The organism is Chthoniobacterales bacterium, assembly GCA_035274845.1.
GTDB lineage: Bacteria > Verrucomicrobiota > Verrucomicrobiia > Chthoniobacterales > UBA10450 > AV80.
The window spans coordinates 85,982-108,477 of record DATENU010000017.1; the positions used below are offsets into that span (position 1 = coordinate 85,982).

At 58.4% G+C, this 22,496-nt stretch carries 25 protein-coding genes; 16 read left to right on the forward strand and 9 right to left on the reverse strand.

The window, feature by feature from the left end; all coding sequences use genetic code 11:
• Nucleotides 1–23 precede the first annotated feature (23 nt).
• Entirely contained in the window at nucleotides 24–1,061 is a 1,038-nt protein-coding gene (locus tag VJU77_12325; GenBank protein HKP04130.1) for an aldo/keto reductase, read from the reverse strand.
• 139 nt (nucleotides 1,062–1,200) lie between these two features.
• Here VJU77_12325 and VJU77_12330 point away from each other — a divergent pair, with 139 nt between their 5' ends.
• From VJU77_12330 to VJU77_12355, 6 genes are all read left to right on the forward strand, one after another.
• Nucleotides 1,201–2,034 carry a CbiX/SirB N-terminal domain-containing protein gene (locus VJU77_12330; GenBank protein HKP04131.1) on the forward strand — a complete coding sequence of 278 codons (834 nt, stop codon included), beginning with the start codon at nucleotides 1,201–1,203 and terminating at the stop codon, nucleotides 2,032–2,034.
• Nucleotides 2,035–2,055: 21 nt separating this feature from the next.
• On the forward strand, nucleotides 2,056–2,520 hold the full coding sequence (locus tag VJU77_12335; GenBank protein ID HKP04132.1) for a GAF domain-containing protein: 465 nt from the start codon (nucleotides 2,056–2,058) through the stop codon (nucleotides 2,518–2,520).
• Complete coding sequence (locus tag VJU77_12340) at nucleotides 2,517–3,167, forward strand: DR2241 family protein (protein HKP04133.1); 651 nt, start codon at nucleotides 2,517–2,519, stop codon at nucleotides 3,165–3,167. The genes VJU77_12335 and VJU77_12340 overlap by 4 nt, the downstream gene beginning before the upstream one ends.
• Nucleotides 3,164–4,384 (forward strand): amidohydrolase family protein, encoded by a 1,221-nt coding sequence (locus VJU77_12345; GenBank protein ID HKP04134.1) that lies wholly within the window; start codon nucleotides 3,164–3,166, stop codon nucleotides 4,382–4,384. Before VJU77_12340 ends, VJU77_12345 begins: the two co-directional genes overlap by 4 nt.
• Nucleotides 4,385–4,484: 100 nt before the next feature.
• Nucleotides 4,485–5,855, forward strand: a complete 1,371-nt coding sequence (locus tag VJU77_12350) for a sigma-54 dependent transcriptional regulator (GenBank protein HKP04135.1) — start codon at nucleotides 4,485–4,487, stop codon at nucleotides 5,853–5,855.
• 5 nt (nucleotides 5,856–5,860) lie between these two features.
• Complete coding sequence (locus VJU77_12355) at nucleotides 5,861–6,700, forward strand: creatininase family protein (protein ID HKP04136.1); 840 nt, start codon at nucleotides 5,861–5,863, stop codon at nucleotides 6,698–6,700.
• Nucleotides 6,701–6,709: 9 nt separating this feature from the next.
• On the opposite strand, the gene VJU77_12360 is transcribed toward VJU77_12355, so the two are convergent.
• Together VJU77_12360 and VJU77_12365 are read right to left on the reverse strand one after the other, a co-directional pair.
• The gene (locus VJU77_12360; GenBank protein HKP04137.1) at nucleotides 6,710–6,991 is read right to left on the reverse strand and encodes a hypothetical protein; all 282 of its coding nucleotides are present in this window, start codon (nucleotides 6,989–6,991) and stop codon (nucleotides 6,710–6,712) included.
• Between the two features lies 1 nt (nucleotide 6,992).
• Nucleotides 6,993–7,232: a hypothetical protein gene (locus VJU77_12365; protein ID HKP04138.1), complete on the reverse strand. Its 240-nt coding sequence runs from the start codon at nucleotides 7,230–7,232 to the stop codon at nucleotides 6,993–6,995.
• A 119-nt stretch (nucleotides 7,233–7,351) separates the two neighbouring features.
• Between VJU77_12365 and rpoN the strand changes: the two genes are divergently transcribed.
• The 3 genes from rpoN to VJU77_12380 all read left to right on the forward strand — a co-directional run bounded on the left by rpoN (nucleotide 7,352) and on the right by VJU77_12380 (nucleotide 9,715).
• Nucleotides 7,352–8,773 carry an RNA polymerase factor sigma-54 gene (rpoN, locus tag VJU77_12370; protein ID HKP04139.1) on the forward strand — a complete coding sequence of 474 codons (1,422 nt, stop codon included), beginning with the start codon at nucleotides 7,352–7,354 and terminating at the stop codon, nucleotides 8,771–8,773.
• A 76-nt stretch (nucleotides 8,774–8,849) separates the two neighbouring features.
• Nucleotides 8,850–9,209 carry a DUF721 domain-containing protein gene (locus VJU77_12375; protein HKP04140.1) on the forward strand — a complete coding sequence of 120 codons (360 nt, stop codon included), beginning with the start codon at nucleotides 8,850–8,852 and terminating at the stop codon, nucleotides 9,207–9,209.
• An 8-nt stretch (nucleotides 9,210–9,217) separates the two neighbouring features.
• Nucleotides 9,218–9,715: an MOSC domain-containing protein gene (locus VJU77_12380; GenBank protein ID HKP04141.1), complete on the forward strand. Its 498-nt coding sequence runs from the start codon at nucleotides 9,218–9,220 to the stop codon at nucleotides 9,713–9,715.
• Here VJU77_12380 and VJU77_12385 read toward each other — a convergent pair.
• The 3 genes from VJU77_12385 to VJU77_12395 all read right to left on the reverse strand — a co-directional run bounded on the left by VJU77_12385 (nucleotide 9,712) and on the right by VJU77_12395 (nucleotide 11,898).
• Nucleotides 9,712–10,602: an NAD(P)-dependent oxidoreductase gene (locus tag VJU77_12385; protein ID HKP04142.1), complete on the reverse strand. Its 891-nt coding sequence runs from the start codon at nucleotides 10,600–10,602 to the stop codon at nucleotides 9,712–9,714. The genes VJU77_12380 and VJU77_12385 overlap by 4 nt on opposite strands.
• Before the next feature lie 4 nt (nucleotides 10,603–10,606).
• Nucleotides 10,607–11,422, reverse strand: a complete 816-nt coding sequence (locus VJU77_12390) for an MBL fold metallo-hydrolase (GenBank protein HKP04143.1) — start codon at nucleotides 11,420–11,422, stop codon at nucleotides 10,607–10,609.
• 194 nt (nucleotides 11,423–11,616) lie between these two features.
• Nucleotides 11,617–11,898 carry a hypothetical protein gene (locus VJU77_12395; GenBank protein ID HKP04144.1) on the reverse strand — a complete coding sequence of 94 codons (282 nt, stop codon included), beginning with the start codon at nucleotides 11,896–11,898 and terminating at the stop codon, nucleotides 11,617–11,619.
• Nucleotides 11,899–11,948: 50 nt separating this feature from the next.
• Between VJU77_12395 and VJU77_12400 the strand changes: the two genes are divergently transcribed.
• From VJU77_12400 to VJU77_12430, 7 genes are all read left to right on the forward strand, one after another.
• Complete coding sequence (locus VJU77_12400) at nucleotides 11,949–12,131, forward strand: ribbon-helix-helix protein, CopG family (GenBank protein HKP04145.1); 183 nt, start codon at nucleotides 11,949–11,951, stop codon at nucleotides 12,129–12,131.
• Nucleotides 12,132–12,415: 284 nt separating this feature from the next.
• Nucleotides 12,416–13,111, forward strand: a complete 696-nt coding sequence (locus tag VJU77_12405; protein HKP04146.1) for a hypothetical protein — start codon at nucleotides 12,416–12,418, stop codon at nucleotides 13,109–13,111.
• Nucleotides 13,108–15,837 (forward strand): hypothetical protein, encoded by a 2,730-nt coding sequence (locus tag VJU77_12410; GenBank protein HKP04147.1) that lies wholly within the window; start codon nucleotides 13,108–13,110, stop codon nucleotides 15,835–15,837. The genes VJU77_12405 and VJU77_12410 overlap by 4 nt, the downstream gene beginning before the upstream one ends.
• A complete protein-coding gene (locus VJU77_12415) occupies nucleotides 15,834–16,880 on the forward strand; it encodes a hypothetical protein (protein HKP04148.1) in 1,047 nt (348 codons plus the stop codon). Before VJU77_12410 ends, VJU77_12415 begins: the two co-directional genes overlap by 4 nt.
• Before the next feature lie 81 nt (nucleotides 16,881–16,961).
• Complete coding sequence (locus VJU77_12420; protein HKP04149.1) at nucleotides 16,962–18,119, forward strand: RHS repeat-associated core domain-containing protein; 1,158 nt, start codon at nucleotides 16,962–16,964, stop codon at nucleotides 18,117–18,119.
• 373 nt (nucleotides 18,120–18,492) lie between these two features.
• Nucleotides 18,493–19,986: an RHS repeat-associated core domain-containing protein gene (locus VJU77_12425; GenBank protein HKP04150.1), complete on the forward strand. Its 1,494-nt coding sequence runs from the start codon at nucleotides 18,493–18,495 to the stop codon at nucleotides 19,984–19,986.
• Complete coding sequence (locus VJU77_12430) at nucleotides 19,983–20,624, forward strand: hypothetical protein (GenBank protein ID HKP04151.1); 642 nt, start codon at nucleotides 19,983–19,985, stop codon at nucleotides 20,622–20,624. The genes VJU77_12425 and VJU77_12430 overlap by 4 nt, the downstream gene beginning before the upstream one ends.
• Before the next feature lie 79 nt (nucleotides 20,625–20,703).
• Here the strand turns inward: VJU77_12430 and lipB are convergent, their stop codons facing one another.
• The 3 genes from lipB to VJU77_12445 are packed head-to-tail and all read right to left on the reverse strand — an operon-like array spanning nucleotide 20,704 to nucleotide 22,392.
• Nucleotides 20,704–21,360, reverse strand: a complete 657-nt coding sequence (gene lipB, locus VJU77_12435; GenBank protein HKP04152.1) for a lipoyl(octanoyl) transferase LipB — start codon at nucleotides 21,358–21,360, stop codon at nucleotides 20,704–20,706.
• A complete protein-coding gene (gene ruvC / locus VJU77_12440; GenBank protein ID HKP04153.1) occupies nucleotides 21,357–21,860 on the reverse strand; it encodes a crossover junction endodeoxyribonuclease RuvC in 504 nt (167 codons plus the stop codon). Before ruvC ends, lipB begins: the two co-directional genes overlap by 4 nt.
• A gap of 4 nt (nucleotides 21,861–21,864) precedes the next feature.
• Nucleotides 21,865–22,392, reverse strand: a complete 528-nt coding sequence (locus VJU77_12445) for a DUF4337 domain-containing protein (GenBank protein ID HKP04154.1) — start codon at nucleotides 22,390–22,392, stop codon at nucleotides 21,865–21,867.
• Nucleotides 22,393–22,496 lie beyond the last annotated feature (104 nt).

A 22,496-nucleotide genomic window follows, 5' to 3' on the forward strand; every position in this document is an offset into this window, starting at 1 on the left:
TTCGCACAGCGAAGCGGCTACAGCTAGACAGCGGCCGTTTCCGCCAATTCCATCGTGCCTTTGTATTTCGGCTCTTCGCGCTCGACGCCGAAGTTTTCTTCGTAAAGCTCGGCGATTTTTCGCATCTCCTCGTCCGTCAACGGCGAAGTCTCGGGTGCCTTGGCGAACTCGATGAGCTGCGCTTCTTCGTAAATGTTTGGCAACGTCGAGGCGACGCGATCGTCGGCCAGGAGCCATTGCAACGCGGCCTGGCCCAGAGTGCGGTCGGAGTTTTCCAGGAAGCGGAGGCGCTCGATTTTTTTCACGCCGTTCAGCAGCCAGCTGCGCGGACGGTGGCCGCGGTGATCACCGGGCGGGAACACGGTTTCGGCGGTGTATTTTCCCTCGAGCATCCCGGATGAGTGGGTCACGCGGATCAAGAACATCGTGTCCTTGCCCGCTTCAACCGCCGCCTCCTGCATGGCGCGCCCGGGATGTTGCTCGAGCAAATTGTAAATGTGCTGGACGCTGGTGATTTCCCGCTCGCGAATGCAATTCACGCCTTCGTAAAGCCACCCAATGGCGGGCCCGAGCGCGATGCCGTAATAACGGACCTTGCCGCTCGTTTTGAGTTTTTCGAGCGTAGTCCAGAGGGCATCGTCGGAGATCTGCTCCATCCGAATGTTGTGGAGCTGGAGTAAATCGATCCGGTCGGTCTTGAGGCGTTTCAGGGCGGCATCCGTCGCGCGCACGATCGCTTCCGGCGAGAAATCCTGCGGGATCTCGCGCTGCCCGCGGCCGCGCGACTCGCCATGGGTGACGAAATCGTAGCCGACCTTGGTCGCAATCGTGATCTCATCGCGCTGTTTCGGGAACGCTTTGGCGATGAGTTCTTCGCTGAGCCCGTTGCCGTAGGTATCGGCGGCGTCGAACAACGTCATACCGAGATCAAACGCCTTGTGCATGAGTGCGATCGCCTCGCCTTCCGTGAATTGGCCCCACCAGCCGGTCGAAATCGTCCAGAGCCCGAAGCCGACTTCGCTGACGCGCAGGTCGGTGTTTTTGTAGGTGCGGTAGCGCATTGAGAAGAGATTAACGTCCAACGTCCAACGTTCAACATCCAACGTTCAACATCCAACGTTCAACGACCTGGGGCTCCGCGCTTTTTCTGAAATTCGACGTTGGACGTTGAACGTTGGACGTTGAACGTTTCTTCCTCTCATGAACCGCAACGAGAACGCCGCGCTCTTGATCGTCGGCCACGGCTCGACCGTTAACCCGGACTCGAGCGCCCCGACCCTCAGGCACGCCGCGGCGATCCGCCATCGTGGGATTTTTGCCGAGGTCGCCTGCTGTTTCTGGAAGGAAGAGCCGAGCCTGCGCGATGCCCTCTTTTTCTTTCGCGATCCGGCCATCCGCGATGTCTACGTGGTGCCGAATTTCATCAGCGAAGGGTATTTCACCCGGACGGTGATTCCGCGCGAGCTTGAGCTGTCGGGTCCGGAGACCGAGCGGGCGAACGGCCAGGCTTGGAAATATTGCCCCCCGGTGGGCAGCCACGAAACCATGACGGACCATTTGCTGGAGCACGCTCGTGAGATCGCGCCAGGGGTGTCCGAGCAGGAAATGGCGCTGTTGATTGTGGCTCACGGCACGAGCCTGAATGACAACAGTGCGGTCGCGGCCAAAGAGCAGGTGGAAAAAATTCGGCGGCTGGGCCGATACGCCGAGGTGCTGAATGTCTATATGGAAGAGCCGCCCCTCGTTTCGGACTGGGTGAAGCTGACGAAGAGCAAAAACGTCGTGGTGGTCCCCTTCTTCATTTCCGACGGGCTTCACAGTTATGAGGACATCCCGGCGCTGCTGGGGATTGAGCCGGAGGCACGTCCGGCCGCAGGTCCTCAACAGGCAGAAGCGCGTCCCTCCGCCCACCCGCTTCAAGGCCGCTCACTCTTCTATTCGACAGCGATAGGAACCGACTCCAGATTTGCTGACGTGATCATCGAACAGGCCAGGGCGTTCGATAGAAAGCAGGTGCTTCAATCAGCCTCCTAAATTTTCAACAAACGCATACGAATGGACGCGACAGGGAAGATCGGGAAAAAATTGCAGGAGCTGGGCGGTTATGTTTTGGCCGGGGCGAAGGACCCGCACCAGCTCTGCACGATGGCGGAGATGATCCGGACGGCGTGCGATTATCGCTACGTCGCGATTTATAAGGTCGTCCGGGAAGAGTTTGTGATCGTGGCCAAGACCGGAAAATGTCCGCCGGCCTATCCGCGGTTTCCGATCACGCAGGGACTCGCCGGCGCCGCGCTCGAGGCCAAGCAATCGGTCATGGTCGCGGATGTCCACAAGGATCCGCGTTATTTGCCAACCTTCGGCAGCACGCAATCCGAGATCGTTGTCCCGGTGATCACAGAAGCGGGGAAGACCGTGGGGTTGATCGACGTGGAAAGCGAAAAGCTGGATGCCTTCACCGAGAATGACCGCGATTTTCTCGAACACGCGGCGTTTCTCATTGCTCGCGCGTTGAAGTGAGCTCCCTCGCGCCGGAACGCGCGCTGAGAGATTGGCTGGCTGCTGGCCTGCGGTTCATTGGGCAGATCGCCATCGAAACCCAGGATGACGGGAAATTTTCGCTCCGGCATCGAGACGACCTGTCGAGGGACGATCTGGCTTTGCATGCGGAACCAGAAGATGCCGCGATCCTGGCCCGATTTGATGACGCCGAAAACTATCGGCCGCTCAAGACCGCTCCGAATTTAAGGCATGGCTGGCGCCTGATTTTGCAGGATCTGGCCAGCCTGCGCCTGGCCCTCGATTTCTTTTACCCGGGCCGTTCGGCCGCCCTTATTGCCTTTGAAAAGCGCGACCTTCTTACGACACCGTTGCGGCAGACTCTTGGGCGGCAATCGGGGATGTATCGAATAGCGGCGCAAATCAGCGACAGCGAGGCGGACGAATTGGTGGGGAGATTCTGCCGATCGGATGGCGGATGCCTGCGAACAATTCTTTGGGCGCGCGATGCCGGAGGAACAGTCGCCTCAACGCAGCTCCCGCCCGAGAAATTCGAACCTAAACACGATCAGACGGGCGGCGGCCAACCGGTAATCCCGCTGCTCTGTCAGGAAGCGTGCAATCTCCTGGTGGCGGCGGCGCGCAACGCGGTTCAGGCGGGCAAATGATCATTCGATCCCGCGTCGTCGTTCCGATAGAGGGCGCGCCGATAAGTGACGGCGCCGTCGTGGTTGAAGCGGAAAAGATCACGGACGTCGGGCCGTTCGAAGAAGTGAAACGCCGGCATACCGGTGAGACCCTCGATTTGGGCGAACAGGTGTTGCTGCCCGGGCTGATCAACGCGCATTGCCATCTCGATTACACCGCATTGCGCGGCAAAATCCCGCCGCAAGACTCTTTCTCGGAGTGGATTCGCTCGATCAATGCCCACAAGGCGGCGTTAAGCGAAGCCGATTACGTGCGCTCGATCGCGGCCGGGCTTGCGGAAGCCCAGAGTTTCGGAACCACTTCCATGCTAAACCTGGAGGCGTTTCCCGGACTGGTGCGCCAAGTCCCACGCCCCTCGCTTCGCGTCTGGTGGTCCGCCGAGATGATCGATTTGAGGCAACCGGTGAATGTAAAGGAGATCGCGGTCGATCTACGCCGCTGGTTCGAAGCGCACCCAGATTGGCTCGGCGGCTTCGGTTTGGCGCCACATGCGCCTTACACGGCTTCGCCGCAACTTTACGCAGAAGCGTCGAGAATCGCGCAAGAGAATGACCTGCCGGTCACAACGCATCTCGCCGAATCAGCCGAAGAACTACAGGCCTTCAGCGAGGCCAGTGGACCGCTTTTTGACTTTCTGAAAAACATCGGCCATCCCCTGGCAGATAGCGTGAAAGAGTCCCCGCTTTCGTTCCTTATCCGCAATGAAGTGATCGGGCCGCGTTGGATCGTCGCGCATCTCAACGAACTCGACCCCGGCGATTTCGATCTCCTGCGGGCTGCGCCGAAATTTCACATAGTCCATTGCCCCCGCAGCCACAGCTTCTTTCGTCACACTCCCTTTGCCTTCCAGCAACTGGGCGCGCTCGGCTTCAATATTTGCGTTGGGACCGACAGCCTGGCGAGCAACACAACCCTGAGCCTGCTAGCAGAATTGCGCGAACTCCTGCGGAAAGAACCGGGGCTCTCCCCAAAAGAGGCGCTCGCCACCATCACCGTCAATGCCGCCAAGGCCCTCGGAAAAGCAACCTCTCTCGGGAAAATTCGGGCCGGCTCCCTGGCTGACTTGATCGCTTTACCAATTTCCCCTTCTGAAACGGAAGTTTTCGAAAGCATCGCGGCCTTCGAGCACAACGTTCCGTGGGTCATGGTCAACGGCGCGGTGATCCAGGCCCCTTAGCGCACGGACATAACCGAAAACAGGGGGGTTCGGCGACGGCGGTGAGAATTTCTCAATTTAGCTTTTCTTTTCTCAATTCTGAAATATTCTCCGCCCGAGTATGGCGAAGATCATAATTATCGATGATGAACCAGCAATGGTGGAGGTTATTGTAACGCTCTGCCGGGAAAAAGGGCATCAGGTCTTTCCCTTCAACTCCGCACCCAAAGCCGTCGAGCAACTGGATACGATCCAGCCGCAGGTCGTAATTGCCGATATCAAGATGGAGTCGATGACCGGGTTCGATGTTCTCCAGCACGTGCGAGAGCATCACCGGCAGACTGCGGTCATTCTAATTACCGCCTTCGCATCAGTCGAGACGGCGGTCGACGCCATGAAGATGGGCGCGTACGATTACGTGACCAAGCCGTTCAAGATCGACGAGCTCCAGATGACGGTGCAGCGGGCGCTCGATTACCAGGCCGCCCTGCGCGAGAACGTTTACCTCCGCAAGGAACTGAAAAACCGCTATCGGTTCGAAAACATCATCGGCACGAGCCGGAAAATGCAGCTCGTTTACAATTTGATCAACAAAGTCGCTGATACGGACAGCACCGTCCTGATTCAGGGAGAGAGCGGCACCGGTAAGGAACTGGTCGCACGCGGGTTGCATTTCAACAGCAACCGGCAGCATCATCCGTTCGTTGCGATCAACTGTAGTGCGTTGCCGGAAAATCTGCTCGAGTCGGAATTGTTCGGCCACAAGAAAGGCGCCTTCACCGGCGCGGTCGCGGACAAGCGGGGGCTGTTCGAAGAGGCCAACCTCGGCACAATTTTTCTCGACGAGGTCAACTCGATGGCGCCGCCGTTGCAAACGAAGCTTCTCCGTGTTCTCCAGGAACGGGAAGTCCGTCGCGTCGGCGACAACAAGAGTGTTCCCGTAAACGTCCGGGTGGTAGGTGCGACCAACGAAGCGCTCCAGGGGAAAATGAAGGACGGCTCGTTTCGCGAAGACCTCTACTATCGGCTTGCGGTGATTCCGGTGGAAATTCCGCCCCTCCGCGACCGGTTGGAGGACGTTCCCTTGCTGGTGAATCATTTTCTCCAGAAACAGGCCAGCGCTTCCGGGGGCGACCCAAAAAAGATAGACCCGCAGGCTGTGGATATTCTCTGCCACTACGATTATCCCGGAAACGTTAGGGAACTCGAGAATGCCATCGAGCGGGCGTGCGCTCTCTGTGAAGAAGACCTGATTTTGCCAAGCGATCTTCCGCCTCAAATCGTCGCGGCCGCCCAGGGAGAAAAGTCGGAAAACGCGATCAACTCCATGCCGGTGGGCCAATCGCTCGACGAATTCATTCAGCAGCAGGAGCGTGGCTATATCGACGCGACCTTGAACCACTGCGGCGGTTCCCGCGAGAAGGCGGCCAGCATGCTGGGCATTAGCATGGCGACGCTCTATCGCAAGGTGGAGCCGAAGAACAAAAAGTAATCCTCGTGCACGCGGCGAATAGACTGGTTCTTCGCCTCAGCCTTCTTCTCCTCGGTTCGCTCTATCCGTCCGCGGCGTTCGCCGCCGACCCGCCCGCGCCCAGCACGCGGGAGATGGAACGCATCAACTGGATGGAATTCCGCGAGTGGGTGCCAGGCAAAATCAATACGGTTCTGCTCCCGCTGGGAACGATTGAGCCCCACGGCGTAACCGCGAACGGCGCCGACATTATTGCTCCAGTCGCAATCGCGAAAGAAATCGCTCCGCGCGTGAACGCAATGATCGCGCCGGTCGTTCCCTACGGGTTTACCGGCGTGATGGACGCTTATCCGGGAAGTTTCACGGTGCCGGAAGAAGCATACCGGGCCTATGTCCGCGCCGTGCTGGTCGGACTCGCAAAGAACAAATTCAAAAACATCATCCTCCTGAATGGCCATGGCGGAGGACAGACCGCGATTTTGACCGCACTGGCCCAGGAGGTGGGCCGGGAAACGAACACGCGTATCCTGGCGGTGAATTGGTGGTCGTATTGTTCGGATGTGACGACTGAAGTTTTCGGCGAAGACGGCGGTCATGCGGCCGAAAACGAGAATTCATTCATGATGGCCATCGACCCGTCGCTGGTTCACCGAGAGCGTTATAACCAGGACATGGTGACGGCGAATCCTTCGCCCGGAACCTGGAGCGCCTACCCAAACCCGTCGAGCATCACCCTCTACAAAGAGGGCCAGGGCTATCCGAAATTCGATCTCGCGAAAGCGAAAACCTACTTCACCAAGGTGAACGACAAGATCGCGAAGTTAATTCAGGAAACGATCCGGAAATGGGACATGGCCGGGCTCTAGCCCGGAAGCCTAGCCGCGCTTGCTGTAAATCCGGATCTCCTGCGCGGTCTTTTCCATTTCGTCCAGCTTCTGCAGGGTCGCCGCCTGTTGCTTCAGAATTTCGTCGTTGGCGGCCTTCATCGCTTGGAGCGCTTTCAAGACGTTTTGGGCAGAGCCTGAGGCATTCTCGGCGGCCGCTGCCTTGACGACCGTTGCCGGCGTCACCGCGGGCACGACGACGGTCATTGGCGATGGCGCCTGGCCGAAGGCGATTACGGCGGTCGCTAAAAGAAAAAGGATAGTTGCGCGCATATTACCGTCCGCCTCTGCTGGCATAGATTTTCGCCAGACGTAACGCTTCCGCGACCGTCACCATCTTGGCGTCGATTTTCGTCTGATTTTCCGCGATCGCGGTTTGCTGCGCCTGGACTTCTTTGGCGAGCGCAACGATCTGCTGCTGCTCGCGTTCGGCCTCTTTTGACGGCTCAGCCGCGGGAGTGGTGCCAAGCGACGCAAGCAAACAGGCAATAACAAGAGCTGGCAGGAGTTTCATTGAAAGGGAAGCGGGTGTCGGACTCGATAAAGCAAGTCGTATTCCGTCGAGTGCCCGAGGGTGTTTTTGGCGCGGAAATTGCTTGCTTTTAGACCCTCCCAAAGCTTACCATCGGAACCATGGCTGGCCCCGGGATGCATCAATCGCAAAACCTCTCGCTCCAACAGGTTCTTGCGCCCCAGCTTCAACAGAGCCTGCTGATCCTTCAGGCGCCCCTCCTCGAGCTCCGCAACCTGGTTCAGCAGGAAATGGAGACCAACCCGGTCCTGGAAGAACTCGCCACCGAACCGCCCGCTGATGGTGTGGAAGAACCGCCGGCTCAAACCGCGGATGAGGATTTCAAAGCCGAGTTCGATCAATTGGCGAAGCTGGATGACGAATGGCGCGACTACATGGCGCAATCCGGAAGCTACAGTGCCCGCTCGCAGGACGACGAAGAAAAGCGGCAGTTCTTTTTCGATTCCATTGCCACCCAGGAGACGCTTCAACAGCACCTCATGGGGCAGCTCAACCAGACCCCGCTCGACGCCGACGATCGCAAGACAGCCGAGCTCATTATTGGCAACGTCGACGACAACGGCTTCCTCCAGGTCACCCCGGAAGAGATGGCGCTCAACACCGGCATCGCCCAGGAAGATTTCGAGACGATGCTCCTGCTCATCCAGAGCTTTTACCCGCCGGGCGTCGGCGCGCGCGACCTGCGCGAATGCCTCCTCATTCAATTAAAACGGGACGGAAAAGGAAACAGCCTCGAATACAAAATCATCCAGGACCACATGCAGGATCTGGGGAAGCGGCGTTTCCCCGAGATTGCGCGCCGGATGGGAATCAGCGTCGAACAGGTCCAGAAATGTGCGAACAACATCGCGCAGCTCGATCCGCGGCCCGGCCAGATCTTCGCCGCCGCGCCTCAAAATTACGTTCTCCCCGATGTCACGGTCGAGAAGATCGACGGCCAATACCAGGTGATCCTCAATGGCGAACAGATCCCCCACCTGCGCATCAGCAACACCTACAAGGACATCATGTCCCAGGATGGAAACGGCAGCGAGGTGAAGGATTACATCCGGGACAAGATCCGGAGCGGCAAATTCCTCATCAAATCAATTCACCAACGGCAGCAGACCATCTCGAACATCGCGCACCAGATTGTCCTGCGGCAAAAAGAGTTCCTCGATCACGGAACCGCGCACCTGAAGCCAATGACCATGGTGCAGATCGCCGACATCGTCGGGGTGCACGAAACGACCGTGAGCCGCGCCATTTCCGGCAAATACATGTCCACGCCGCAGGGTGTGTTCGAGATGAAGTATTTCTTCACGCCCGGTTACCAGACGGCCACCGGCGAATCGATGAGCAACACCAGCGTGAAGGAAGCGATCCTGGACCTGGTCAAAAACGAAAATTCCAGCTCCCCCTTGAGCGACAAGGAGATCGTCGAGATCCTGAGCGAACGCGGCATTCCCATCGCCCGTCGCACCGTCGCGAAATACCGCACGGAGCTCAACATTCTGCCGAGCAACATGCGGCGAAAATACTGAGATTGGAGTAGTGGAGTGTTGGATTAATCAGTAATGATTCTTCCCTGATCCATCACTCCATTAATCCAACGCTCCAATGACCCCTTCTCTTCGCGCCGCCGTTATCGCCGAATGGCGCGGCCTCCCGGCCAATAAGGCACGGCCCGATCGCTGGCAGGCCCCGGCCGACCTGTTGCCGAAGCTGATGCAGCAGCTCGGATTGAGCGAGCGGCTCCGCGAAACCGAAGTGATCGACGCTTGGAAACAGATCGTCGGGGAATTTATCGCCGCACACTCGGCGCCAGTCAGCTTGCGGGGCGGCGTGCTGTTCGTCCGCGTCCTCCAGCCCGCGCTCCACTACCAATTCGAGCAGATCTCCAAGGCCGAGATTCTGCGGAAACTGAAGCAGCGGTTCGGCACGAAAATCATCCGCGAAATTCGGTTCCGGGTCGGTTAGCTTCCGGGATGGTCATCCGGCAGATCTTCATTTCTGCGGGACACAATTATTTCGGACACCACGGCCGCGCTCCCGATGATTTTCCGCTCGTCGAAGTCGAGCAAATTGAGTGCGTCGCCGGACACGGAATTCGCGGCGACCGGTTTTTCGATTATCGGGACGATTACAAGGGCCAGATCACATTTTTTTCGCACGAGATTTTTGAAAAATTGACCGCGCATTTTGGTTTGAAAGACAAATCCGCCGGCGTCCTTCGCCGAAACGTGGTCGTCTCGGGAGTGAACTTGAACGACCTGATCGGCGAAGAATTCTCCATTCAGGGCGTTCGTTTCCGGGGAAAGGCGCACTGCAAGCCCTGCTACTGGATGGATCAGGCCGTTGCTCCGGGCGCGGAAGAGTTTCTCCAAGGCAAGGGCGGGTTGCGGGCGCAGATTCTGAGCGACGGCGTGATTGCGGTCGGCGACGCGCAGTTGGTGCTGGCGGAACCGCGTTTGATCGCGAGCTAAGGTCCGGTTTGTTCGGTCAACCGGCCTTTGAAAGTCAGTTCCGCGATTCCGGATTTGTCCAGTTCGCCCAAACCGGTGGCAACCATCTTGTCGTATTGCGCTTTGGTTTCGCGCGCGAGCGGAAGATCGAGTCCGTTCTCATCCGCGAGCTCGAGCGCGATCCCGCTATCCTTGGCCGCGTGTGCCGCTGAAAAAAAGCAGGAGTGATCGCGGTTTTGCATGTCTTCGCCATCGGTTTGGAGGACACGCGAAGCCGCGCCGGTCTGGGAAAATACTTCCCGCAGCATCGTGAGATCGAGTCCGAGCGCTTCGCCCAGGCCGAGCCCTTCCGCAAGCCCGGCGGTGTTGATATTCATCACCATGTTTACAAGCGCTTTCACTTTCGCCGCCTCGCCGGATTTCCCGATGTAGCGCAGGAACGTGCTCAACTCCTTCAGGATCGGCTCAGCACGCCCGAAGGCTTCCTCGCGGCCGCCACCCATCAGGTAGAGCGAACCTTCGCGCGCCTGAGTAATGCTCGACGCCATGCACGCCTCGAGCGAAGCCGCGCCAGCCGCTTCGGCCAGCTGTTCGACTTCGATGTGGATCTTGGGCGAAACCGTCGCGCAATTGATGAACAGTTTCCCGCGCGCGTTCACCAGAAGATTGTCGGCGCCGCTGAATATCTCGCGCATCGCCGCGTCATCGGTCACAATCGTAAAGACAACGTCCGCTCCGGCAGTCACATCCCCCAGGGTCTGGCACGCCGCACATCCAAGCTCCGTAGCCAGCGACGTCGCTGCCGCCCGGTTCACATCAAAAACCGTCGTGACGTGATAACCACGGTCCTTTAGGCGCCGCGCCATGTTAGCGCCCATTCGGCCGACCCCAACAAATCCGATATTCATAGGTTCACCTCGCAAAGAACGGGTTGTCGCGTTTCTCCTTTCCAACGGTCGTTAGCGGGCCGTGCCCGGGACAAACGATCGTCTCATCCGGTAGGGTCAAAATCTTGTCGCGATTGTTTCGCAGCGCGTCCTGATACGAAACATTTCCGCCGCCCATCGACGCGGCAAAGAGCGAGTCGCCCACCACGGCAATCGGTCGGACCAATCCAGTCACGACATAGGTGATCCCGCCGGGGGAATGTCCTGACGTCAATCGCGCCTCTATCTTCAACGATCCAATTTCGAAGCGTTTTCCCTCGGCAATTGGCTGGGCGCCCTCTTCGGGTTCCAGCTCTGAAATGTAAACCGGCGCCGCGGTCGCTTTCCGCAACCGCGACAAATCCGCGACGTGATCCGGATGGGCGTGGGTGAGCAGGATCAGCTTGATCTTCAAATGCTCGCGCTGGACAAGCTGCAACATCCCGCCGCAATCTGCACCGGTATCAAACGCGACCGCATCGCGAACGGCTGGATCCCAAACCAGATAGGCGTTCACGGTCATGTCGCCGTAGGAAGTGTTAAACATCGCCAACCCATCGCGGTCGCCGAATTTTTCCGGCTCCCACTTTCCAGCGGCGAGCTTGCGGAGTGCGGCTGCGTTCAACTGCAAAACCGGCGCCACTCGTTCGAGCGAATCGTCGTCGAAATTACCGCTGCGAAAATTCCGTGCGGCTTCCTCTCCGAGACCAGCTCGTTCGACCAACTGGCTGTCGGAAATGCCCAAGCCGCGCTGGGCCTTGCCAATGATGTCGCCGGCATTGTCTTCCAGTGGGATGTTCATGCGAGAGCTTCTACCTTGCGGAGGGAGGCCATCCGCTTCAACGCGATTTTCTCGGCCACCCCGGCGACTTCACCAACGCCATTGATCGGCTTCCAGATGAACCGGAATGCCATAGTGGGTGCAGAGGTCGATCAATGTCTTCATCCGTCACAATGTAACACCCGTCCCCGGGATTAGTTAGATCTCCTCCAGCCCTATTTTCGGCTTTTCCTTTTGCGAGACCCGTATTTGACGGAACGATGCTCCGCTTTAGCTACCGCGGTTTTGTCCGTCTTTTCGTTCAGGCGAAGATTGACCTTCATGCCCGCCTCCTTGTAGAGCACCTCCCGGATCGCGGCGGACTTGTTTCCACAATGCTTTTGATCGGCCAGCGCCTGAAGGGCCCGGTCGAGGGCCAGCGGAAGAGTGATCGTGATAGCCGTGGATTCCTTGTCCCGCACGCCGCCGACCGTGTTCCAGTTAAGACGAAACAGCAAGAAAAATTCGCCCTTGACTCTGTGTATGATACAATAATACATCTAGCGACATGCCCAGAACGAACCTGCCCAAGGGCAGTGTCCCGGTGACGTTCCGCCTGCCGCGCGAGGCCAAAAAGCGTTGGGCCGCGAAGGCGTGGCGCGAGAAACTGAGTCTGGCTGAATTCATCCGGCGCGCTCTGCGCCGCGAAATCGAGCCCGCCCAAGGACGGCCCCCCCGCCATGAACGCTAAGCTCCACCTTCCCGCCCGCGACTGCGCTGAAATCCGTACGTATGACTTTTATGCGCCTAATCTTTGGCGGCTATTGCCAGGCTCCTTGAACCGATTCAAGAAACTGGAATTTCCTCGCCAAGATTATCCGGATTGCGCTTTAACAGTCCTTCGTGAACCCCGTTTCCCAGCCGGAGGCTGGCCTTCGTGATCAGCTGCTTTTTTTGTCCAACGCAGCGATCGGATCGCACTCCTGAGGACCCATTTGCTCGAGTGGCCAGCGATATTTGAGTCCCCAACCAAGTATGACAAAATTCCTACACTCCAGTTCCCTTCTCCTCGCGATCTTTCTCTTTCTCTGGCCTGCTGCAGCGCCGGGGCAACAGCCGGTGATGCCGCCGCCTTTGCCCTCTAGCTTGGCGAATCCGCCCCCGCCCGAGCTGGATGCGCTGCCGCCGCCTCCGCAATTGCAGTGGCAATCTCTGGGACCGAAAGCTCCTGAGGAACAACCGGCCGCACCGCCCGAAGCGATCGCCACGGCGCCCGAACCGGAACCTTCGATCGCCCCGCCGCCACCGCCGGCAATCGACCCTCCTGCACCCAACCCACCCAATCCAGCCGAGATGGAATTGGTTAAGCCCGAGGTGGAAATCTGGCGGAATGGATCGCTCAATCCCCAAATTCCTTCGCGCCAGCTAAACCGGCTCAAGGCGGCTTATATCACGGGGACGGAGCCGGTTTGGTTGCGGGTGCAATTCGATCCGCTCGCGGGAGGCAAGAAAGTTTTCGTCAAGCCCAGCGGCATCACGCTGGACCTGCCCGTGGCGATGATGACCATCTCGCAGAGCGGCGAATGCCTCTTCCTGGCCCAGCTCGAGGAGAACGTTTTCGAGGGCCACATCATTTTTTATTGTGAGGGGGTAAAGACCGTCCTGCCGGTGCTCCGGGCGTCGCTGGCCAAAGTGGAAGAGAAGGAAGCGGAATCGGGAGGAGGCCAATGAGACATCGATTCTTCAATCTCGCCCTGTTCGGGGCCTCAACTCTGGCGTTGGGATGGCAAAGCCTGCTCGCCGCCCCGGTGTGGGAGGCCAATCCGACGGGAAACACGGGAGCGCTTAAAGCGCAAATCCAGACCGCCGGCAGTTATGACGCCCACAGCGGCAATGCGACGCGGGTGGTAAATGACCTGCAAATCCCCGGCGCCCTGGGAGATTATGGGCTCGATTTTACACGCTACTGGAATTCGGTTCACAACGACTATGACGATGACCACGCAGACTGGTCCATGGACTTTGGCATGTCCGGGTGGTCGCATTCCTGGCATTGGACTGCCAGCTATGGCGAGGACGGGCCCTACGAAGTCCCCGGCACAGACCACACTGATCAGAAGTATATCACCTCAATCACAATCACATTTCCCGACGGCCACACGACCAAGTACAAGATCGAGCGCTGCGGTCCGGGAGCGGGTGTTTGCCCCGTTTACGATCCGAGGTTTGGCCCGCCCTACGATTACACAGAGAGAACCGATCCGTCCCACTTCCCCTATGGCGGCCCGGGCGTGAATGATCATATCTGCGACATGGCCCCGAATGGTCGGGAATTTCGGCTTTGCCGCGCTGATGGCGGCTCGGTGCATTTTCTTCAGGGCGATTCGGGATATCAGGCCGATGAGGTCGTCGATCCGCACGGGTTCAAAACCGAACTTAAGTACAATCAAGTGACGGGTAACCTTGAGCGCGTGGAGCAGGAAGGCGGCCGGTTCCTGGAGATCGAGTGGGCCTGGTATCCAAACGGCGGCTGGGCGATTAAGCAGGTCAAGCCGGGAGGCAGCGACGATTCAAAAGCGGTCACTTACACCTACACTATGGCGGGTCCGTTTTTCGTGCTGGGGACGGTGACCTACCCACGCGAATCCTGGGAGGCCCAAACAGCCACCGCCGTCTATTACTACGGAGGCTGTTTTGTCGACGGGATCCACGGGGAATGCAGTGCGCCCTCGACTTCGTTCCCGCTGTTGAAGCGCGCAAATGACCCTCATTACGGGGGGCCGATGACAGTAATTCGATATGACTATCGCGGGATGGCATGCCCGACTCCGCCCCCGCGTCCTCCCGGTGCGGTGACGTGGTATAACGAGCATGTCCAGGCCCAGGCTTATGCGATCACCGCGGAGAAAAGCGATGCCGGCGTGCTGGTGTCCGGTTTCCAATTACTTTGTGATACCGGGGAGCGCCTGGAATACAATGGCCTGGGAGGACAGCGCAAGTTTTACTACGGGAGAGCGGCGCATACCGTTCCGCCAAGCGTCACCCCCCGCGGATACAGCCTGGGCAAGCTGACCGATTTCACCACCTCTCCTCTTAGCTTGCCCCATAACTCCGAAACCCAGCCTTGTCCCCAGGGCGCGTCCTGTCATCGCCAGAATTTTTACTTCAACACCCTGCCCTTCCAAATCTGGGATGGGCGCAACAACCTGACCACGCAATTTGGTGAACCTGGGGACGACAGCGGCGAGCCGGCCCGGATCGAGTATCCCGGTGGCGGGAATTCCACCTACAATCGGACCGATGCCACGGGCTCCCTGGACCTCGACGGGCTCCGGATGCACAATCCGTATAATCACTGGCTCTTTAGCCAGAAAGATGAAAACGACAAATACACCACCTACCGGCGGGACGAACGCCGCCGGGTGACACGGATCGAGTATCCAGGCAGCATCGTGGAAGAATACACCTACAACGGTTTAAACCAGGTAGAAACTCACACCCTCCCGAGCGGTGCGGTGCAGCACTACGAATACGATCCCGGGACCCATCTGCTCATGCGGGAGTGGAATTCGGTCGATGGCTCTGCCGAAGACACCAAATATACCTATGATGACCTGGGTCGCGTCGCCACGGTCCAAAATCCCCGGGCCCGGGCGAATGGCAAGGATTTTAGCACGAGGATGACTTACAACGGGCAGCATCAAATCGTGGCAGTCGAATACGCAGGAATGAACGACTCCTCGGATAACCCTCCGAAGGTCCAATATGGCTACGACACCTACGGCAATTGCACCCTGATCATTGACGAGCTGGGGCACCGGAAATATTACACCTACGATTCCTACCGGCGCTGCACCTCCCTGACCGAGGAGCTCAACGCTCCGGCATGGAACGGGAATGGCAACGTTTACTCCCGGCAATGGCTTTGGTACTACGACCGCGAAATTGATGGCGTGATGAAGCCCGCCTCGGCTCACACATCGAAAGAGTGGCGCGTCCAAATCGAGCCCATCTTCAATGAAGCGGGGGAGCGGAGGGTCACCACCCGCACCCACGACGTCAATAACCGGATGACCTCAGAGACGACGGGGTTGATTCAGCCCTGGAGCCAGCCCATCGGTCAATGGGTCGCAAGCCCGGCGAACGTTGAAACTCATTATTTCACCTATGACGAAAACGGCCAGAAGCAGACGTACAAAGATCCGCTCGGCCGCATTACCGACTACACCTACGACAGCCGCAACCGGCCCAAAGATGTGATCGAGCCAAAGCGCAATGACCAGCTGAACCGTCCCACGACGACCACCGAATACGATTTCGCTGGCAACAAGACAAAGGTCACCTTCCCGGATGGAAAGACCCAGCGATGGGAGGGCACGATGCCTACGGCCAGCCCGCACGGTATTTCGACGAGTACAATAGGCCGACCGACCTATCGTATCAGTGGGGGCCCATGAAGAAGCTCGATACGGTCCGGACTTACCGCACGATGGACGGTGGCGCCGGCCTGGAGGAACAGAAGACCGATTTCGATTACGATGGAATGGGCCGGCCCATTACGACCCTGTTTCCAGACGGCACCTCGGAAGTCAGCAGCTATCAGCATGGACAACTCGAGACTTGGAAGACACGGAAGGACCAGCTCAAGACAATCGTTTACGATGCGCGAGGGCGTGAAATCTCAAATTCCTGGAGTCCCGCGCACACGCCCACTCCGGGCCAGAGTCCCATTCCGTTGGCGCCGGGCATCAACCGGGCCTGGGATGCCGCCAACCGGTTGACCAGTATCTCAAACAGCTTCTCGACCATCGGCTTCGGCTACGACGACGCCAGCCAGGTGCGCTCGGAACAGAGCAGCGTGACCGGCGCGAACGGGCCCGCTCAAATCAATTATCTCCGCTACCCCAGCGGCGAAGTGTCGTACGTCCAGTATCCAGACCAAACATGGGTCCGGCGAAATTACACAGCACGGGGGCAGCTAAAAGACGTGGGCTGGGGCAGCAGCGTGAGCACCAGTTACGTGTACCTGCCGGACGGGAAAGTGGACTATCAGGCTCGCCTTAATGGAGTGACCACGAGCTATGGGTATGATGCGCGGGGGTTGATCAGCTCGGTGCTGCATCGCGACGGGACCGGGCATGACCTGGCCAAACGCGACTATTGGCGGGACGACCGGGACTGGATCAAAGCCTGGGAAAAAGGGATTAATCCGGGTGTGAACCCGCGGGAGAACGGCCGTGGGGACCGCTACCAGTACGATGATGCGGGCCAGTTGACCCAGGCAGCGTACCAGGCGGAAAGTGCCCATGACACCGCCGGCACCCCGGAGCGGACCGACGCGTTTCATTACGATGAGATGGGGAACCGGACGGGAGCCAACTGGGTGGCGAGCCGGGGTTTGATGAGCTTCGGAGGCCGCAACAATAAACTTAACCAATATGGAAGGTGGGAAAACAACATTGCCTGGCCTGATCCGCTCCATTGGGGGCTGGACCTGTGATATGACGATGCCGCACCACATCCCGCTGCGGCTCCGTGGCTGCCTCCCGGGAATGGAGTCTTGATGGGAGACGGGTGGAACGTGGCCGGCTTTAACGCGCTCAATCAGCCTGTCCAGATGACGAGTTTTTTCTACGAAGGGACTGGCAACTGGATGTGGTTCGGCTACGACCCGCTGGGGCGGTGCGTGAAACGGTGGGTCGGGCCGGGGGACGGGAGCGCGCCCAATGGGGCCATCTACTTTTACTATGACGGGTGGAACCTGGTGCAGGAAGGTCTCAGCGCGAACTCGGTGTCCCGCACCTACGTCCACGGCGCCCGGGTGGACGAGATAGTGGCAAGCGCGGCGGGAGGCGGTTCCTGGCTTTACCATCAGTACGACGCGCGGGGTCATTGCATCATGCTGACCAACGGAAGCGGCGGCATCGTGGAGCAATACGAGTATGACGCCTTTGGCCAGCCGTATATTTACGACGCAAACTCCAATCTGGTGGCCCGGAACCTGGGCTCTCCCGAGGGGAACCGTTTTCTGTTTACGGGGCGGGAATGGTTAAAAGAACTGCGGGTCTATGATTACCGGAACCGGCTATATCAACCGGAGCTGGGCCGCTTCGTCCAGCCCGATCCGAAAGAGTTCGAGGCCGGTGACTACAATCTCTACCGCTATTGCCACAACGATCCGGTGAATCGAGGCGACCCGTTCGGCCTATTGGACATGGATACGGCAATACAGCGCGCACTCTTTGAAACTGGCACAACACTGTTGGGTGCGGGGATTGGAGCATTGATTGGCGGTGGAGGCGGGGGGGCGCTGGGATTGGCTGGCGGTCCAGCCGCCCCGGCCACCGTGCCTGCTGGCGCAGCTGTCGGAGGGCTCGGTGGCGTCGTTGTTGGAGGGGCAGCTGGGTTGGGTATTGGGAAGGTACTCAGTCCGATTATCTTCAAGGAGGATACCGAAGGCACGTATGAGTTTCCCGACCAGCAAGGCGGTGAGAAGCCATATGTTGGTCAGTCCGGGAATGTTGAAGGAAGACTGGGTCAGCACCAAGCTGCAGGGCGTCTTAAACCTGGAACCGAAAAGGTTACAAAAGTTGAGGGTGGCAAGACGGCAAGAGAAATCGCAGAACACAAGCGCATACAGGAATTGACAGGTGGCAAACCCGCTCGCGAATCTGATAAAGTGACGAACAAAAAGGATCCAATTGGTCCTGCCAGGATTCGTTTACTCGAAGATAAATAGAATCTATGAACACGGAACTCCCGAAGCCCGCTTCCGCGGCCACTGCACAGCGTGCAATAGAGATGGCGCGGATTTGGATTGTAGATAAGCGCCAAGATGTAGTGATTTCGTCAGACACTTGGAAGGACCCTGGAAATTGGGGTATTATGTTGGTCGATCTTGCTAGACACGTAACTGAGGTGTATGCCGAGAAAGGCTACGATAGGCAAGAAGTTATGCGTCGAGTAAAGGAAGCGTTCGACGCTGAATGGAACCATCCGACAGAATAGAAAACCCCCTCAACATGGGGAAGGGCAAGGGGCCGTCTGCAGGGGAGGCAGAAGGGGGGCCTGAAGGGGTCGGTCCGTGAATCTCGGCAAAATTGCTTGGGTCTATGAGGAAGGCTTATCGGGATAACCGGGACCGGATCAAAGCCTGGGAAAAAGGGGTTAATCCGGGTGTGAATCCGCGGGAGAACGGCCGTGGGGACCGCTACGAGTACGATGACGCGGGCCAGTTGACCCAGGCGGCCTACCAGGCGGAAAATGCCCATGACACCGCCGGCACGGCGGAGCGGACAGACGCGTTTCATTACGATGAGATGGGGAACCGGACGGGAGCCAACTGGGTGGCGAGCCGGGGTTTGATGAGCTTCGGAGGCCGCAACAATAAACTCAACCAATATGGACGGTGGGAAAACAACATTCCCTGGCCTGATCCGCTCCATTGGGGGCTGGACCTGTGGTATGACGATGCCGCACCACATCCCGCTGCGGCTCCGTGGCTGCCTCCCGGGAATGGAGTCTTGATGGGAGACGGGTGGAACGTGGCCGGGTTTAATGCACTCAATCAGCCTGTCCAGATGACGAGTTTTTTCTACGAAGGGACTGGCAACTGGATGTGGTTCGGATACGACCCGCTGGGGCGCTGTGTGAAGCGGTGGGTGGGGCCGGGGGACGGGAGCGCGCCCAATGGGGCCATTTACTTTTACTACGACGGGTGGAACCTGGTGCAGGAAGGTCTCAGCGCGAACTCGGTGGCCCGCACCTATGTGCATGGTGCCCGGGTGGACGAGATTGTGGCGAGCGCGGCGGGAGGCGGCTCCTGGCTCTACCATCAATACGACGCGCGCAGCCATTGCATCATGCTGACCAACACCAGCGGAGGCATCGTGGAGCAATACGAGTATGACGCGTTTGGCCAGCCGTATATTTACGACGCAAACTCCACTCTGGTGGCCCGGAACCTGGGCTCGCCCGCGGGAAACCGTTTTCTGTTCACGGGGCGGGAATGGTTAAAAGAATTGCGGGTATACGATTACCGCCATCGGATGTATCAGCCCGAGATGGGCCGTTTCCTCCAGCCCGATCCGAAACAGTTCGAGGCCGGTGACTACAATCTCTACCGCTATTGCCACAATGATCCAATTAACAAAACCGATCCGACTGGGCTCGTCGACTCGAACCAAGCGGGCGGTGATTCTAAGGGTAATACCGAATGGGAGAAGAGTTTTAATCCGAGCGACCGCTTTACCGTAGTCATACACTCCGACGGAAAAGGATTCATCGTCAAGGGAGATTACGTGTCAGCAAGCAAGGTGGCTGACAAGATGAAAGAGGACGGCTATACTCCCGGAAAGACAGTGCAGTTGATTTCATGTGAGTCGGGCAGGGAAGGAAAAGACTCGCCGGCACAAAAGTTGGCTAATATCTTAGCCAACAGAAACAAAGTGGAGACGAAGGTCATTGCGCCCAATAATAAATGCGAAAGCGGCACGACACGCGGAGCGGAACCAACTGTTCAAGCCACTGGAAAATCGGGTCAACCAGGAGAATTTAAGACGTTCACAGGAAAGCCGCCGGAACCTGAGAAGAAAAAGGACAAATGAAGAGGTTCACAACTATCGCAATCTGGGTCGCGGGCAGTATACCGTTGGCGGCTTTTCACGCTTCTGCGGATAGGCAGTCAGAGGGTCAACTTTGGGCACCGACTGTGATCAAGGAGTCTTTATCCATCCCTGAGGCTGAACTACCGGGATTGATTAAGAGAGCAGAGGCGAAAGACACTGACGCAGCTCTGAAGCTGGCCACTTACTTTGGCATGTACCTCGGCGATACGAATAAGCAAATTCACTTTTGCGAAATTGCGGCTGATAACGGCTCCGAGAAGGCTTTGCATAACCTGATGATGATTTTCGCCAGCTTTCCAGAGTTTTTCGACTTCGAACGAGCGCTACAAGTCCGTGCGCGGCTTAAAGCCACCGTGGCAGCCAGAGAAGGAGAAATGGAGACGGACAGTGAATGGGCGTATGACATGTACGTCGAACATTTCGTGGGCTACAGCAATAAGCCGCGTGGCTTGTTATTTCTTGAATACGCGGCGAAGCAGGGTTCTGATAAAGCGCGGCTCGAGCTGATCAACATCTACACCAAGGATCCCGACGTACGGGACCAGGCCAAGGCGCTGCAGTGGAGAGGAGGGGCGTCATCGCCAAAGTCGGCGATCACGCCTCACGGCAAAAATTAGCGCAGCAATGCTCCGTTAGAAAAGAAGAGCAGAAAGGGGTTAGTCTTAGAATCTCGGCAACCAGCGGCACTCGGGAGAATCAGGCGAAGGCTTCGACCTTGTGCAAGCGGGAGATTCGGCTCTGCGCAATCTGCTCGACGCGCCTGGCCACCTCCTCCACCGAGTGTGTCCGGCGGGTCTCCTTTTCAATCGACGTCATCGTGACGTTGGCGATCCCGCACGGAACAATGTGGGCAAAGGGCGAGAGATCGCCGCAAACATTCAGCGCGAATCCATGCATCGTGATCCAATGGCGAACGCCGACGCCGATCGAAGCGATCTTGCGGTCCGCCACCCAGACGCCGGTCAAGCCGGGCCGCACCGCGGCGGCGACCCCGGCTTCCGCGAGGGTTTCCACGAGCAAGGATTCGATCCAGCGCAGATACCGATGCAGGTCCTGCCCGCACCGGCGCAGGTCGATGATCGGATAGCCGATCAACTGGCCCGGACCGTGATACGTCGCCTGTCCGCCGCGGTTAATGGCAAAGAGAGGGTGCGGAAGGTGGGAGGCTCCGCGAAGACTCGATTGCTCAGGGGTGCGGCCAATGGTGTAAACCGGGTCGTGTTCGAGCAGGAGAAGCTCGTCGGGGGACGAGCGGCCGGCGCGCTTTTCCGCGACCAATTTCTCCTGCAAGGCGAGCGCATCCGCGAACGACAACCGGCCCAGCCAGCGAACAGAAAGGGCGCTCTCGTTCATATTTGATCCCCTGCTGGCACTCCGAGCCGCGCCGCCTCCTGCGCACGGAGGTGGGTTAATCCAATCGCGAGAGCATCGGCTTCATCCGGCCCCGGTGTTTCGGTCAATCCGAGCAGGGCCCGGATCATAAACGCCATCTGGTTTTTGTCGGCAGTGCCTCGTCCGACGGTTGCCAGCTTGATTCGCTTCGGCGCGTATTCGAACACCGGCAAACCGCGCTCCGCCGCCGCCAGAATGGCCGCGCCCCGAGCCGCCCCGAGAAGAATCGCGGTCTTGTAACTCTGCACGTAGATAACCGCCTCCAGCGCACAGCAATCCGGTTCGTGAGTATGAATCAATTCCGCCAGTCGATCGTGAATCGCCACCAGGCAGGAAGAGGAGCGAAGCGTGTTCCGGTTGTGGATGACTCCAAAGTGAAGCACGCGCGGTTTGCCCGAGTTGGCGTCGATGATGGCGACGCCGGTATTGCGGAGCGACGCGTCGATGGAAAGAACCCGCATCGAATCAGTGCGCGAGCCAGCCGAGCACGAGAAAGATGCAACCCACCCCGCCCAGGATCATGCTGACAATCCAGTAGCGCCGGCGCTTGGTCAGGGCCGAGATCGCCGCAATGGCGATCGCGATCTGGAACATCGTCACGCCGCGCGCGAACGTTTCGTGTTTATGAAAATTTGATTTCGCTTCCGCCTGTTTGTGCTCGGCCTCTCGTCTGATCTCGGCTTGTTCTTCCTGGTACTTCGCAACCTTTTCCTTGTCCTGCTCGGTCGCTTCCGAGGTCAACGTCATTTTGGCGTCCAGGACCGACGCCTTGATGCTCTTCGCCTGGTAGTAGCTCCATTGATCGGAAGCTTCGATTTGGGCCATCATCGCTTCGTTCGCATGTTTGCCGGAAAGCAGACCGGTGATCGCCGCGAGGACGGCGAGGATCGCGGTACTCAACGCCACTCCGTTGATCCAGGCCGCCCCCCCATGCTCGGCATGGTGATGAATATGCTCATGCAAATGCTCCAGCGGCACTTCGGCTTCTTCCATAGCGTAGATTAGGGTCCGCCTTTCGCCATTCAACAAGGAACATTGGTCGACCCAAAGCGGCCCAAAAAGGCCATCCCCCTTGGCGCCAGGCCATTTCATTCTTC